The following is a 13888-nucleotide window of genomic DNA, read 5'->3' as shown; positions in this document are numbered from 1 at the left end:
AGCAGGGCATCGACCGACCCCCGCTACCAGCCGGCGGACTCCGCGACGACCTCGTAGACACCCTTGAGATGGACCATGCGGGAGAGTTCCGACTGGTCGATGACGATGCCGAACTGCTTCTCCAGCGCGGCCAGGATCTCGATGGCCCGCAGCGAGTCCGCGCCGTGGTCCTCCTTGAAGAGGCTGGTCTCGGTGACCTCGTCCTCCTCGAGCTCGAGGATGTCGCAGATGATTTCGCTGATCTTGGCCAGGCGCTCTTCGTACGTACCGCTCACGACGGATTCAGCCCTTTCGGTATGCCGATTCATTTCAGCCACAATGACGAAACTCGGTCGGACACATTTCTAGGAGCCGCGGCCGACCACCGGCAAGGCGGACTTCAGCAAGCTGCCACTCGCCGCGGTCCGGGCCTCGGCGGAGCCCGGCGGCGGGGCTTTGACCGGCCGCGTTGTCAACAAGCGGACACCGTTGACGCGCGCGGCCTCCCCTGCCCGCGCCCGGTGGGAACCTGATGCCTATTCGTGGGGCGGAGCGCGGGCTTCCGTGCCGGTCTTCCCCATCGAGCACATACCGCTGGCCGGAGTCGGAAGTCCGGACAGTGGCGAAGCCTTTTCCTTTAAGGAGCCCCATGTTCGGACGAGTCGGACGGTTCTGTGTCAACCGCCCGTGGCTGACCATCGTGGCTTGGATTGTCGCGGCGATAGCGCTCAGTGCGCTCGCGCCTTCACTCAAGCCCACCGATGACCAAGCCGACTTCCTGCCTTCGCACTATCAATCGGTGCAGGCGGCGAAGCTGCAGGAGAAGGCCTTCCCGCAGCGGGACCAGCCGGCGGCCATCATCGTCTTCCAGCGGTCCGACGGCGGGAAGCTGACGGCTTCCGACAAGGAGGCCGTGGGCAAGGTCGCGAAGAACCTGCAGGACAAGAAGTACAAGAAGGTCAAGCAGGTGCTGTCGGACCCCGCCGCGGTGTCCGCCGACGGCACGATCGCCCTGGCGAACGTCCTCGCCGACACGAAGAACGTCTACGACGAGGACCTGCAGGACGGGGTCAAGCAGATGCGGGAGGACGCCAAGTCCCCGCTCGGCGGCACCTCGCTGAAGATGGGCATCACCGGCTCGGCGGCCACGGCCCTGGACAGCCGGGAGTCGTCGGGCGACACCGACGCCATGATCATGATGGCCACACTGGTCCTGATCATCGTGCTGCTCGGGGTCATCTTCCGCAGCCCGCTCATCGCGTTCCTGCCGGTGCTCACCATCCTCGTGGTCTTCACCGTGGCCAACGGGCTGATCGCCACGGCCAGCGAACTGGGCGGCCTCAAGGCGGACCAGAGCGTCTCGGCCCTGCTGATCGTCGTCCTCTTCGGTGTCGGAACCGACTACATCCTGTTCCTGCTGTTCCGGTACCGGGAGGCACTGCGGGCGGGTGAGCAGCCCAAGAACGCCCTGGTGAACGCCGTGAGTTCGGTGGGCGAGACCATCGCCTCGGCGGCCGGCGCGGTCATCGTGGCGTTCCTGGCCCTGCTGCTGTCGACCATGGGCAGCATGCGGTCCCTCGGCCCGTCCCTGGCGATCGCGGTCGCGGTGACCCTGGTGGCCGCCCTCACGCTCGTCCCCGCTGTCTTCTCCCTGCTGGGCACGAAGGCCTTCTGGCCGTCCAAGGCATGGCAGAAGCAGCCGAAGAACACCACCGCCAACCGCATCGGTTCGCTGGTCAGCCGGCGGCCGGCGGCCGTGGCCGTGGTGTCGGCCGGCATCCTCGCTGTGCTCGCGGTCGGTGTCTTCGGCTTCAAGGCCGAGTTCGACTCGGAGAGTTCGCTGCCCAAGGACCTGGAGTCCGTCCAGGCCATGGAGGTCCTGCAGAAGGGCTTCGCCGCGGGCGGCGCCGACCCGACGCTCGTGTACCTGGAGACGAAGGACGGCGGCAAGCTGGACAAGACCGAGCTGAAGGCGTTCCACGACGCGCTCGCGGGCGTGGCCGGAGTGGGCCAGGTCTCCGAGGCGGTGCCCAGCCCCAAGGGCGACGTCGCGCAGTTCAGCGTGGTGCTGAAGTACCGGCCCGCCGAGGACAAGGCGATCTCCCTGGTCTCCGGCCCGCTCCGCGACGCGGTCGACAAGGCGGCGCCGGAGGGCAGCAAGGCCCTCGTGGGCGGCACGACCGCCGTGCTGGCGGACATCGAGACCGCGGTCAACCACGACTACAAGGTGGTCTTCCCGGTGGCGGGCGTGGCCATCATGGTCATCCTCGGTCTGCTGCTGCGCAGCGTCGTGGCCCCCCTCTATCTGATGGTGTCGGTGGGCCTGGGCTTCGCTGCGACGCTGGGCTCCACGGTGTGGCTGTTCCAGGGCGCGCAGGGTGAGAAGGGGCTGCTGTTCATGCTCCCGGTCATCGTGTACCTCTTCGTCGTGGCGATCGGCACCGACTACAACATCCTGATGGTGGCCCGGCTGCGCGAGGAGATCCGCAAGGGCACCGCGCCCCGGGAGGCCGTCCGGCTCGCCGTCGCCCAGTCCGTGCCGACCATCAGCGCGGCGGCGGTCATTCTCGCCGGTACGTTCGGTGTGCTGATGCTCGCGGACAACAGCATGCTCCAGCAGATGGGCTTCGCGGTGTCGTTCGGCATCCTGCTGACCGCGTTCATCATGGCGCTGCTGCTGGTGCCGACGCTGACGACCCTGCTGGGGGAGAAGGCGTGGTGGCCCGGGCATCAGGCACCGGACGCCGCGGCACCCACGGACACGTTCCGGGAGGACGGGGACCGGGTGGTCTCCGGATCCGCCTCCAGGTGACGCTCCGACTCGACGGGCGGCCGGCACGACCAGGTTCCTGGTGGTGCCGGCCGCCGGCCACTTCCTCCGCTGCCCCGGCAGCACAGAGCCCCGACGGCTTCGGACGCCGTCGGGGCTCGTGCGGTCGTGGGTTCGTGCGGTCAGGGACGGAGCGCCTCCAGTCGCGCGCGGATGTCGGCGATGAGTTCCGTCCGCCGGTCGATCAGATAGAAGTGGTCGCCGGGCAGGACCACCATGTCGAATCCCCCCGGGGCGAGGTCGGACCAGCCGGAGACGGACACGGGGTCCACATCGGGATCGCTGTCTCCGACGTACGCGACGACGGGGCACGGCAGCGGGACCCCGGGGCGGGCCGGGTAGTCGGCGACGATGCGGAAGTCCGTCCGGATGGCGGGGAGTACGAGCTCACGCAGGTCGGGGTCCGCCAGCAGGGCGGCATCGGCACCACCGAGCCGGCCGACCTCGGCGACGATGCTGTCGTCGTCGTCGAGATCGGTCGTGCGGGGCGTGAGCAGGTGCGGCGGCTTACGGCCGGACACCAGCAACGCGGCGGGTGCCACGCCGTACCGCTCCCGCAGCCGCAGGGTCAGCTCGTAGCCGATGGAGGCGCCCATGCTGTGGCCGAAGAGGGCCAACGGCGTGTCCGTGTACGGCCCGAGCTCCTCGACGAGCGCGTCGGCCATCCCCTCCATGGTGGTGACGAACGGATCGGCGATCCGCTCCTGGCGCCCGGGATAGCGGGCGACCATCACCTCCACGTCGTCCTCGAAGGCGCGCCCCCAGGGGTGGAAGAAGCTCGCTGAGCCCCCGGCGTGCGGGAGGCAGAGCAGGCGCAGCCGGGGTGGGGCCGGGGTGGTGAACCGGCGCAGCCAGGTGCTTCGGATGTCTACTGCCATGGTGCTTCGGTCTCCTCTCTCGGGTGGGCGTCAGCCCAGCACGTCGGGGCTGTTCACGGACAGCACCGGGGTGTCCGGGGAGATCCGGCGGACCAGCCCGGCCAGGGTCTTGCCCGGGCCCAGCTCGATCAGCCGGCGGCAGCCCAGCCGGTCGACGAGGGTACGCACGCTTTCCTCCCACAGCACGGGGGCGGTCAGCTGCCGGGCGCCGAGCGCCGGCCAGTCGCAGATGCCGGCGTAGGGCTCGGCGTCCACATTCGCGACCACCGGCAGGCGGGAAGGCGCGAAGAGGGTGTTCTTCAGGGCCCTGGACAGGACGTCCGCGGCGGGCTCCATGAGCGGGCTGTGGAAGGCGCCGCCCACCCGCAGACGGATCATCTTGGCTCCGATGGAGGGCGCCGCCCCGGCGGCCCGCTCGACGCCTTCGACGGTGCCGGAGACCACGGTCTGACCGGGGGCGTTGATGTTGGCCACCCACACCTCGGCCCCCGACTCGCGCAGTTCCTCCACGAGTTGCCGCACGTCGGGCAGCGGCGCGGCGACGAGGACCCCCATGGTGCCCTCGCGCTGCCGTGCCGCCTCCCGCATGGCGCGGCCGCGGGCGGCGACCAGCGCCGCGGCCTCACGGACGGTCAGCACACCGGCCGCGGTCAGTGCGGTGTACTCGCCGAGGCTGTGCCCCGCGCAGGCGACCACGGTGCCGTCGATCGCACCGCGGCGCACCGCCTCGGCGTGAGCCATCACGGAGACGGTGAAGACGGCGAGTTGGGCGAGATCGGTTCTGCGCAGGTCCTCGTCGGAGGCGCGCAGAAGGATTTCGGATATGTCCTCGCCGGTTGCCTCGGATACCTCGGCGGTGACGCACCAGGAGGCGGTCTCCCGCCAGGGTTCACCCATCCCTTGGCGCTGAGTTCCCTGTCCGGGAAATACCAGGGCGATCGGCATCGGATTCATCGAATCACCTTAGGAACAGAGGTCATGGGACGGCATGGAGCCCGGAAGCCGCATTCGCGGCTCCGGGCCCATGCGACGACGGCTCACGAAGGGGTAGGGCCGTCGGACAAGAGGCATTCCCTGTGGGGTGAAATGCCTTCCTCGCATCCCATGGAACTGTGCGCGCGGTGCCTTGGGCAACGGCCCGTTCAGGAAGCTGCCATGGACCGGTCCGGTGCCGTCCGTCCCGGCCCGGAACCCGAGGGGCCGGTCGTCCAGGACGGTGGCAGCAGCCTCAGCTCGGCCGCGCGTACGCCTGCCTGGAAGCGGGAGCGGGCGCCCAGCAGCGTCATGATCTCGGCGACGTAGCGCCGGTAGGTGCGGACCGAGACGGTCAGCTCCCTGGCGGCCACCTCGTCGGTCACGCCGGCGCGCAGCGCGCCGAGGATCTGCCGGGCGAGGTCGGCCCGTGACTGGTCGCCGAAGAAGATGCGGTCGTTCACGGGCACCGCTCCCCGCCAGACGCCCTCGACCAGGGTGAGCAGGGCGTGGAGGATCTCCGGCGCCTGGACGACGGAGGCCCGGCGGCCGAGCGCGGACTCTGCGACCACCAGGCCGCGGGAGCCGTCGACGATCAGCGCCTGGATCGGGGGAAGTCCGGCCACCCGGATCGACACCGGGCGGTGGCGTCCGGCCTGTTCGCGCACAAAGTACTCGTCCAGCAGGGCGGGCGAGCTGAGCAGTCGCACCCGGACGGCGTCGGGGGCGTCGGAGAGCAGGTCGCGTTCGGCTTCCCGTGGATGGCCCTCGTGTCCGACGCTGCGGCCGTGGATGATGTCCACGCTCTCCACGGCGCCATTGATCAGCTCCTGCGCGGTGTCGAGGATCTCGCCGTATCCGCCGTCGACCGTGTCGATCAGCCGGCTGCCGGTCAGCTGGCTGCGGTGCTGGCTGACGGCCGTCTCGATCAACGCCCGGATCTCGCGGAGCGCCTGCTCGAGGTCGCCTTCGGGGGCTCCGTGCGCGCTCATCGGCACGCCCCGCTCGCCGGACGTCTTCGGTCGCCGCGTCTCCCGCCGTGCCGGCTTCTGTTCAGTGGCATGTGTCCGCCTCTCCCCCGTAGTTGATCGGCCTGTGGTCCGAGTGTGCCCGCTCGGTTCAGTGCGCCGTTCCTCGCCTAGACGGTCCTGTCCGGCAGCAGCCCCAGTTCCACCGCGCGTACACCCGCCTGGAAGCGCGAGGTCGCGTCGAGTTCACGCATGATCTCCGCGACGTGGCGGCGGTAGGTGCGCAGCGATACGCCCACCTCGCCCGCCGCCTCCTCGTCGGTGTAGCCGGCGCGGAGCTTCTCGAGGATCCTGCGCGCCATGTCGGTGCGCAGCCGGGTGCCCAGCCCGAGATGCACGGAGAGCGGGCGGGCCCCGGACCAGGCACCCGCGAAAAGGAGTTCAAGTGCTCGAACCGCGGCGGGGTCCTTCACGACGGCGGCGTGCCCGTCGGGGCTCGCGGCCTTCGAGTGCACCAGCGCCACGGCTCCGTCGACGACGAGCAGCTCGCGCATCTCCCCCTCGGCCACCCTGATTTCCATGGGTACGTCGCGCACTTGGTCGGCCAGGGCGAGCAGTTCGGGCACGGCGTTCGCCGCCCAGAGCATCCGCACCGCGACCCGCGGGGCGGATCCGGAGCCACTGCGGGCGGCAGCCTCCGGGGCGCGCTCCGCGAGTGCGTGCGTGACCGCCGCCACGAACGCTCCGGCTCCGGTCACGGTGACGCTCACCGAGTGCCGTACGCCGTCGAGGAACTGGTCCACGGCGTCCGCGACGAGATTGCCGTCCAGGCGCGAGAGCAGCACCGGGGCCTCGAACCGCTCCTGGTGCAAGGAAAGTGTGGATTCGATCAAAGCGTCGGCTTCCAGCAGGGCCTGCTCCACGCGCGTGGCGTGATCCCCCTGGTTCGCCCGATCTGCTCCGTCAGCCCCCGTAGGACCGACCGGCGTACCAGCCATTTCCCGTACCCCCGATTACCGAACCCTGTCGGCCGACACAGCCACCCGGGCCGACCAATTACGGATCCGGTGACCCCACCACAGGCACAACAAACCGGCTGGTCGGCGCGCGTCCCTCATTGTCATCGGACCTGCCCGAACACGCAAGGAACGCAGTTGATCACCGAGACGATAGTTCGCACCCCCCGGCCGGTCAATGTGACGGAATCCGGCACGCGACCGCGAGCGGACGACCGAGATCCATTCTCATTCCCGCGGCCGGCCCGGCCCGGGGCGGCCCACTGTCAGCAAGCTGCACCCCTCTCGGCGCAACCGGAATTAAATCTTTCCGGTTTCCGCACCCTAAATCACGGCTCGCTCACGTTCCGTAGCCACCCTGTCCTCTACTGGCCATTGCCCCGCGTGTCACCCCGTCACCGAACTACGGTCACCGTGTGACCACAAGCTGCACATGGGCATCACACGCAACATCGAAACCAGCGCCGCAGCGACCGCATCACCGTTAAACCATCGGCGAGCGCGTACATAATTCGGCTTTCAAGCAACGTGCACCGGCAGCGAAAACGCGTGATAGCTTCCACTCGGCTCGAAGCCTATTCGATCCGAACTCGACAACATTCACTCCGGGGGGATGAGTGTGTCCGTATATCGGCATACCCGACGCGTGGCATGGAATTGCCTTTCACAGTCGATGGCGCGCCTGATCTGAGGCCCATCCGGCCGGCCCGCATCTTCCGGCAACCGGCCCCGTAACGCCCATCTTGCGCACTACATCCACGTGAACCCACAGCAAAGGCAATTGGAATAACACCATGGCCATCCTCGCGCCCGAAAACGCCATGCCCGAAACCGCCGTACCCGCATATCTCGCGGCCGAATGCCGCACATCCGGCACCGGCACTTCCACGGACACCCGGTCCATAGCGGGCCTCCTCCTGCGAGCCGCCCGCGAGCATCCCGACTCCGGTCTGCGCCACTGCCGGGGCGGCGCCGGCGCCCCCTCGCACTTCCAGACCTACCCGGAACTGCTGGACGAGGCCCGTCGCGTCCTCACCGCGCTGCGCGCCCGGGGAGTGCGCCCGCGGCAGAACGTGGTCCTGCTGCTGGACCGGCCGCAGGAGTTCCTCACCGCCTTCTGGGCCTGTGTGCTCGGCGGTTTCGTGCCCTGCCCCATGACCCCGCCCGCCGGGGACCCCGAGCGCTGGGCGGCCCAACTGGCCCATGTCGACGCCCTCCTGGGCAAGCCCTTACTGATTGCCGGCGAGTCGGCACACGCCGAGCTCCCGCAGGCCGCGGACATCACCGTCACCACCCTCGGCTCCCTCTACGGGGAGCAGCCCGCCGAACGCTTCCACGAGGCGGAGCCGCAGGACACCGCGGTGCTGATGCTGACCTCCGGCTCCACCGGCAACTCCAAGGCGGTGCGGCTCACGCACGCCAATCTGCTGGCGTCCATGGCCGGCAAGAACGGCTACCACCGGCTCACTGCCACGGACACCACACTGAACTGGGTCTCCTTCGACCATGTGGCGGCGCTGCTGGAGTGCCATCTGCTGCCGCTGTACGCCGGGAGCCGGCAGCTGCACGTCGAACCCGGGGTCGTCATCGGCGAACCCGCCGAGTTCCTGCGGCTCGCCTCCCACCACGGCGTCACCATGACGTTCACCCCCAACTTCCTTCTGGGGATGCTGAACGCGGCCGCCGACCGCATCACCGAGGAGCCGCTTAACCTGTCGCGGCTGCGGCACGTCATCAGCGGCGGCGAGGCCGTCCCCCGCGCGACCGGCGAGGCGTTCCTCGCCCGCTTCGCGCCCCTCGGCCTCGCGCCCGACACGCTGTGGCCCGCCTTCGGGATGACCGAGACCTGCGCGGGCAGCGTCTACTCCCGTCATTTCCCCGCGGCCGACCGGGACCGGGAGTTCGCCAATCTGGGCACCCCCGTCGAGGGCCTGCGCATGAGGGTCGCGGACGAGCGGGACCGCGCCCTGCCCGAGGGCGAGATCGGTGAACTCCAGCTGTCCGGCCCCATGATCACCCCCGGTTACTACAACGACGTCCGGGCCACCGCCGACGCCTTCACCTCCGACGGCTGGTTCCGCAGCGGTGACCTCGGCCGGATCGACGAGGGGCGGCTCAGTCTCGTCGGGCGGAGCAAGGACTGCGTCATCGTCAACGGCGTCAACTACTTCAGCCACGAGATCGAGACCGTGCTGGAGCAGCTCGACGGGGTCGCGCGGTCCTACGTCACCGCGTTCCCGATCCGCCCGGCCGGCAGCGACACCGAGCAGCTGGTGATCGCCTTCCACAGCGAGACGCCCGCCGACGACGAGGCCGCGCTGTACCGCGTGCTGACCGCCGTGCGCTCCACCGTGGTGATGCACTGGGGATTCCGCCCCGCCCTGGTCCTCCCGCTGCCCAAGGCCGCCTTCCCGAAGACCAGCCTGGGCAAGACGCAGCGCGCGGTGATGCGCCGCCGGCTGGAGGACGGACGGTACGACGCGGCCGTCGAGCGCGTCGCCGAGCTCACCCTGCGCCGCCTCGGCGGCTACACGGCGCCCGAGGGGGAGACCGAGCGGATCCTGACGGAGATCTACGCCGAGATGTTCGACACCGAGCCGTCGCGCGTCAGTGTCACGGCGAGCTTCTTCGACCTCGGCGGGACGTCCCTGGACATCCTGCGACTGCGCCACCAGGTCGCCCGGCGGCTCGGGGTGACGGACCTGGAGGTCGTCACCCTGCTCACGGCCCCCACGGTCCGCGCGCTGGCCGCCCGGCTCGCGCGGCGCGGCGAGGCGGACGGGCAGGCGTACGACCCGATCGTGCCCCTGCAGACCAGCGGCGACAAGACACCGCTGTTCTGTGTGCACCCCGGGGTCGGCGAGGTGCTGGTCTTCGTCAACCTCGCGAAGTACTTCGTGGACGACCGGCCGTTCTACGCCCTGCGCGCCCGCGGCTTCAACGAGCACGAGAAGCCGTTCGCCTCCTTCACGGAGATGGTCGACACCTATGTGGCGGCCATCAGGAGCAGACAGCCGCACGGTCCGTACGCCGTCGCCGGGTACTCCTACGGCGGGGCGGTGGCCTTCGAGATCGCCAAGGTCCTGGAGTCCGAGGGCGAGCGCGTGGACTTCGTCGGCAGCTTCAATCTGCCGCCGCACATCAAGTACCGCATGGAGGAGCTCGACTTCGTCGAGACCGCGGCCAACCTCGCGTTCTTCCTCGCTCTGATCGACAAGAAGCAGTCACTGGAGCTGCCGGGCCTGCTCCGGGGCCTGACCCGCGAGGAGCAGCTCGCCCGCATCATCGACCTGGCACCGAAGCGCCGCCTGACCGAACTGGACCTGGACCTGCGGAAGTTCAACGCCTGGGCCGAGCTGGCCGACGGCCTCACCGACCTCGGCCGCACCTATCAGCCCAGCGGCGCGGTCCGCTCGATGTCGGTCTTCTACGCGGTCCCGCTGCGCGGCACCAAGGAGGACTGGCTGCGCCACGAACTCCGCCGCTGGGACGAACACACCACCGGGACGGCCCGCTACCTCGACGTACCCGGCGAGCACTACACACTGATGGGCCCACGGCACGTGGCCGCGTTCCAGGCGATCCTGCGCCGCGAGCTCGACCGTGCCCTGGGCGACGGCGAAGGGGGAACGGCATGACGGGCATGACGGGCAAGAAGATCCTGGTCACCGGGGGCACCGGGCAGGTCGCCCGGCCGGTCGCTGAGGCACTCGCCGCCGGGAACGACGTGTGGTGCCTCGGCCGGTTCGGCACCCCGGGCGTGGAGCGGGAGCTGCGCGAGCGGGGCATCACCACCTGGCGCTGGGACATGGACGACACCAGTGAGTACGCGCTGAAGGGCCTGCCCGAGGACTTCACGCACGTCATCCATTCCGCCGTGCGCCGCGGCGAGGACGGTGACTTCAACGCGGCCGTCGAGGTCAACGCGGTCGCGGCCGGCCGGCTGATGACGCACTGCCGCACCGCGGAGGCGTTCCTCTACGTCTCCACGGGCGCCCTCTACGCCCGGCAGACCCTGGACCACGCGTACACCGAGTCCGACCCGGTCGACGGGGTGGCCGACTGGCTGCCCGCGTACCCGGTCGGCAAGATCGCGACCGAGGGCGCGGTACGGGCCTTCGCCCGGGTGCTCGGGCTGCCCACCACCATCGCCCGGCTCAACATCGCGTACGGCCCCGGCGGGTACGGCGGGGTGCCGATGCTGTACTTCCAGCGGATGCTGGCCGGCGAGCCGATCGCGGTGCCCCGCTCGGGCCAGAACTGGTGCTCGTTGCTGTACACCGACGACCTGGTCGCCCAGGTCCCACGGCTGTGGGACGCGGCCTCGGTGCCCTCCACCCTGGTCAACTGGGGCGGCGACGAGTCCGTCGGGATCACCGACTGCGTGCGTCACATCGAGGAGCTCACCGGAGTGCCGGCGCGTCTCGTGCCGAGTGATGTCACGCGGGAGACCTACCGGTTCGACCCCACCCTGCGCCGCGCCCTGACCGGGCCGTGCGAGGTGACCTGGCGGGACGGTATCCACCGCACCCTCGAAGCGCTGTACCCCGATCACATCAAACGCTGACCACCGTCGCACCACCGCTGAGGAAGGACCCTGACATGCCTCGTCACACCGAGAACCTCGAAGCGATCCACGCCGCCTACCGTGCCTTCCGGGCGCGCGACCTGGGGGGACTGCTGGAGGTCCTGGACCCCGGGATCGAGTGGGTGCATCCGCTGGGGATGGCCGAGTTCGGCCTGGGCGGCACCAAGTCGGGCCACGCCGGAGTCAAACAGTTCCTGGCGCGGGTGCCCCTGGTGCTGGGCGGCATGAGACTGGAGCCCCAGGAGTTCATCGAGTCCGGCGACCGGGTGGTGGTGTTCGGCGTCCGGCAGGTCACCTCCGTCACCGGTCACACCGAGACGCTCGACTTCATCCACTCCTGGACCATGCGCGACGGCCGGGCCGTCCGCATGGAGGACGTCTTCGACACCGTCCTGTTCCACCGGCTGATCCGGGCCGAGGGCCCCATGGCGGACGAGCCTGCGGACGCCCTGGTGGGATCCGTCGCCGCCTGACGAAGAGGGCCGCAGCCGATGTCATCGGCTGCGGCCCTCTTCGGGGGATACGGCATTCGTTCCTCAGACCTCGCACACGTCCTTCATGCTGTCGATGAGCGTGAGCACGGCCCGCGCCGACGGCAGGATCATGCGGCCCTCGGGCGTCAGCCGGGCTCCGGCCGAGCCCCGGACGAACAGCTTGGCGCCCAGTGTCTGCTCCAGGCACCTGATCTGATAGCTGACGGCGGGCTGGGAGTACCCCAGCATCTTCGCCGCCCTGTCCATCCGCCCGATCTCCGCGGTGGAGATGAAAGCGCGGAGCTCCCGCTCGAGCATGTTTGCCCCCTACTTCTCCAGTGGGCCGCGACCGGCCGCGCTGAATTCCGGTTCCCGTGAGCCGGACTGTCGAGATCTGCAGCCCATACCAACGGACGGCGGGAGCGCGGGGCAATGGGCGGTGCAGGAAGCTGCACGGCACCCGGCCGGGGCCCGGCACTCGCCGTGCGAGGCCGGACCCGCCCCCGGACGAGCCGACGGCAGTACCGGCACCGAAGCCCGGGGTGTCACCTTCCTGCCAACCATCGAAGATCCACAACTCACCCCGCTCTCCCCTGGTTACGCTCCACCGGGAATTCACGAAGGGTATGCAACATGCGCAAGAAGCTGTCCGTCCTCACCACCGTCGCCGCCGCGCTCGCGGCCGGTCTGATGCCGCTCACCGCCACCTCCGCCGCCGCGGCCGACACACCGGCCCGGGACACCTCGAAGGACTGCGGAAGCCTTCAGCTCTCCGGCGAGCTGCCGGCCCCGCCGGCCGGCCAGACGGTCAGCCAGGTGGTGACCATCGGCCCCGACTGCAAGCCGCAGCTCGGCAAGGTCCAGTACACCCCGGCCCCGGCCGCCCGGCAGCAGAGCCCGGCCGCCGCGGACGGACAGCCCCACCAGGTGAAGTCCGCCTCCGAGATGTTCGACTGCTGCAAGATCCGGATGACCGGTCTGTACACCACCTCGGAGTGGAACACCGCGGGCGGCCGCATCACGGACGCGAAGACGACGGTCACGCACGGCTGGAACCGGGAGCCGTGGGACGCCGGCTGGTCGCTGAAGACCCCCGGCCAGAGCGAGGACTGCCTGAAGGACTGCGCGACCTCCACCACGAAGGCGCACGCCGACTTCACCTACAAGGGCATCTTCGACGTGACGGGCACCTGGTACGCCAACTCCCACGACACGTCGGTCGAGCTGCGCGCGGACGGCACGTCCGCCTGCACCTTCGACGTGCAGCTCAAGCACAGCTTCATCGGCTGGAACTGGGTGCGCAGCTGCTCCTGACCACCAGCACCCGCGAACGCCCCGCTCCCGCACAGAGACCGTGTGCGGGAGCGGGGCGTGTGCGTCCGTACGGGGGATTCGGGGCGCGCGGCGTTTCCCCGGTCGGTGACCGGTCACTCCTCACACTGTGGTGCGGTGCGCCGCCCGCCGCGGGGTGACCGCCTCGCGCCTGTGCGAGAAGGGCCTCGATGACCTGATGCCGGACCCCGATGACTACGACGCCGGGCCCTTCGTGCCCGAGGCCGCGGATCTCGCCGCGCTGCGGGAGGCCGCGGCGGGCTGCGCGGGCTGCCCGCTGTTCCGGGAGGCCACGCAGACGGTCTTCGGCTCCGGCACCACGACGGCGCGGCTGATGCTCGTGGGCGAACAGCCCGGCGACCAGGAGGACCGGCAGGGAGAGCCCTTCGTCGGGCCCGCGGGAGGTGTGCTGACCCGGGCCATCGCCGAGGCGGGCATCGACCCGGCGCAGACGTATGTGACCAACGCGGTCAAGCACTTCAAGTTCGAGCGGCCGGCGGGGGGAAAGCGCCGTATCCACAAGGCCCCGAACCTGCGGGAGATCAGCGCGTGCAAGCCCTGGCTGACCTCCGAACTGCACCTGGTCTCCCCCGAGGTGGTCGTCGCGCTCGGTGCCACGGCGGGGAAGTCGCTGCTCGGTTCCTCGTTCCGCGTCAGCCAACAGCGCGGCGTGCCCTTGACGCTGCCTTCCCCGGACGGGAACGGGGACGAGGGGACGCTCGTGGCGACCATCCACCCCTCGGCCGTGCTGCGTGCGGGCGACCAGGCCCGGAAGGACGCGTACGCGGGCCTGGTGTCGGATCTGAAGGTGGCCGCCCGGCTCCTGCGCTGAGACCGCACGCGAAAGCCCCA

General features: G+C 69.9%; 12 protein-coding genes. 6 read left to right on the top strand and 6 right to left on the bottom strand.

The annotated features are described in order from the left end of the window. Nucleotides 1-23: 23 nt before the first annotated feature. Nucleotides 24-308, bottom strand: a complete 285-nt coding sequence (locus JO379_RS26685; RefSeq protein WP_130881606.1) for an acyl carrier protein — start codon at nt 306-308, stop codon at nt 24-26. A 320-nt stretch (nt 309-628) separates the two neighbouring features. Between JO379_RS26685 and JO379_RS26680 the strand changes: the two genes are divergently transcribed. Further along, nucleotides 629-2791, top strand: coding sequence for an MMPL family transporter (locus JO379_RS26680; protein ID WP_130881607.1), 2163 nt, complete (start codon nt 629-631; stop codon nt 2789-2791). Between the two features lie 140 nt (nt 2792-2931). Here JO379_RS26680 and JO379_RS26675 read toward each other — a convergent pair whose 3' ends face one another. The 4 genes from JO379_RS26675 to JO379_RS26660 all read right to left on the bottom strand — a co-directional run bounded on the left by JO379_RS26675 (nt 2932) and on the right by JO379_RS26660 (nt 6550). Continuing rightward, the gene (locus JO379_RS26675) at nt 2932-3687 is read right to left on the bottom strand and encodes a thioesterase II family protein (RefSeq protein ID WP_209517308.1); all 756 of its coding nucleotides are present in this window, start codon (nt 3685-3687) and stop codon (nt 2932-2934) included. Nucleotides 3688-3717: 30 nt separating this feature from the next. Next, on the bottom strand, nt 3718-4632 hold the full coding sequence (locus tag JO379_RS26670) for an ACP S-malonyltransferase (RefSeq protein WP_307842223.1): 915 nt from the start codon (nt 4630-4632) through the stop codon (nt 3718-3720). A gap of 197 nt (nt 4633-4829) precedes the next feature. Further along, the gene (locus tag JO379_RS26665; RefSeq protein WP_130881610.1) at nt 4830-5651 is read right to left on the bottom strand and encodes a helix-turn-helix domain-containing protein; all 822 of its coding nucleotides are present in this window, start codon (nt 5649-5651) and stop codon (nt 4830-4832) included. Nucleotides 5652-5797: 146 nt separating this feature from the next. Continuing rightward, nucleotides 5798-6550, bottom strand: coding sequence for a helix-turn-helix transcriptional regulator (locus tag JO379_RS26660; RefSeq protein ID WP_307842146.1), 753 nt, complete (start codon nt 6548-6550; stop codon nt 5798-5800). 887 nt (nt 6551-7437) lie between these two features. On the opposite strand from JO379_RS26660, the gene JO379_RS26655 reads away from it, so the two are divergent. From JO379_RS26655 to JO379_RS26645, 3 genes are read left to right on the top strand one after another with little or no spacing between them, the layout of a single operon-like run. After that, nucleotides 7438-10281: a non-ribosomal peptide synthetase gene (locus tag JO379_RS26655; RefSeq protein ID WP_245381565.1), complete on the top strand. Its 2844-nt coding sequence runs from the start codon at nt 7438-7440 to the stop codon at nt 10279-10281. Nucleotides 10282-10286: 5 nt separating this feature from the next. Continuing rightward, nucleotides 10287-11210, top strand: coding sequence for an NAD-dependent epimerase/dehydratase family protein (locus tag JO379_RS26650; protein WP_209518885.1), 924 nt, complete (start codon nt 10287-10289; stop codon nt 11208-11210). A 35-nt stretch (nt 11211-11245) separates the two neighbouring features. Beyond that, a complete protein-coding gene (locus JO379_RS26645) occupies nt 11246-11704 on the top strand; it encodes a nuclear transport factor 2 family protein (protein WP_130881612.1) in 459 nt (152 codons plus the stop codon). A 63-nt stretch (nt 11705-11767) separates the two neighbouring features. On the opposite strand, the gene JO379_RS26640 is transcribed toward JO379_RS26645, so the two are convergent. Continuing rightward, nucleotides 11768-12022: a LysR family transcriptional regulator gene (locus tag JO379_RS26640; RefSeq protein WP_130881613.1), complete on the bottom strand. Its 255-nt coding sequence runs from the start codon at nt 12020-12022 to the stop codon at nt 11768-11770. Nucleotides 12023-12337: 315 nt separating this feature from the next. Between JO379_RS26640 and JO379_RS26635 the strand changes: the two genes are divergently transcribed. Both JO379_RS26635 and JO379_RS26630 read left to right on the top strand, forming a co-directional pair. Next, nucleotides 12338-13018: a hypothetical protein gene (locus JO379_RS26635; protein ID WP_130881614.1), complete on the top strand. Its 681-nt coding sequence runs from the start codon at nt 12338-12340 to the stop codon at nt 13016-13018. 196 nt (nt 13019-13214) lie between these two features. Beyond that, a complete protein-coding gene (locus JO379_RS26630) occupies nt 13215-13868 on the top strand; it encodes a UdgX family uracil-DNA binding protein (RefSeq protein WP_209517302.1) in 654 nt (217 codons plus the stop codon). The last annotated feature ends 20 nt before the right edge of the window (nt 13869-13888 follow it).

This window comes from Streptomyces syringium (genome assembly GCF_017876625.1).
Taxonomy (GTDB): domain Bacteria; phylum Actinomycetota; class Actinomycetes; order Streptomycetales; family Streptomycetaceae; genus Streptomyces; species Streptomyces syringius.
This window is presented reverse-complemented; position numbering and strand designations above follow the sequence as displayed.

Coding starts and splice junctions, on each gene's coding strand:
- JO379_RS26685 (WP_130881606.1), bottom strand. CDS start 308: ATGAATCGGCATACCGAAAGGGCTGAATCCGTCGTGAGCGGTACGTAC.
- JO379_RS26680 (WP_130881607.1), top strand. CDS start 629: ATGTTCGGACGAGTCGGACGGTTCTGTGTCAACCGCCCGTGGCTGACC.
- JO379_RS26675 (WP_209517308.1), bottom strand. CDS start 3,687: ATGGCAGTAGACATCCGAAGCACCTGGCTGCGCCGGTTCACCACCCCG.
- JO379_RS26670 (WP_307842223.1), bottom strand. CDS start 4,632: ATGCCGATCGCCCTGGTATTTCCCGGACAGGGAACTCAGCGCCAAGGG.
- JO379_RS26665 (WP_130881610.1), bottom strand. CDS start 5,651: ATGAGCGCGCACGGAGCCCCCGAAGGCGACCTCGAGCAGGCGCTCCGC.
- JO379_RS26655 (WP_245381565.1), top strand. CDS start 7,438: ATGGCCATCCTCGCGCCCGAAAACGCCATGCCCGAAACCGCCGTACCC.
- JO379_RS26650 (WP_209518885.1), top strand. CDS start 10,287: ATGACGGGCAAGAAGATCCTGGTCACCGGGGGCACCGGGCAGGTCGCC.
- JO379_RS26645 (WP_130881612.1), top strand. CDS start 11,246: ATGCCTCGTCACACCGAGAACCTCGAAGCGATCCACGCCGCCTACCGT.
- JO379_RS26640 (WP_130881613.1), bottom strand. CDS start 12,022: ATGCTCGAGCGGGAGCTCCGCGCTTTCATCTCCACCGCGGAGATCGGG.
- JO379_RS26635 (WP_130881614.1), top strand. CDS start 12,338: ATGCGCAAGAAGCTGTCCGTCCTCACCACCGTCGCCGCCGCGCTCGCG.
- JO379_RS26630 (WP_209517302.1), top strand. CDS start 13,215: ATGCCGGACCCCGATGACTACGACGCCGGGCCCTTCGTGCCCGAGGCC.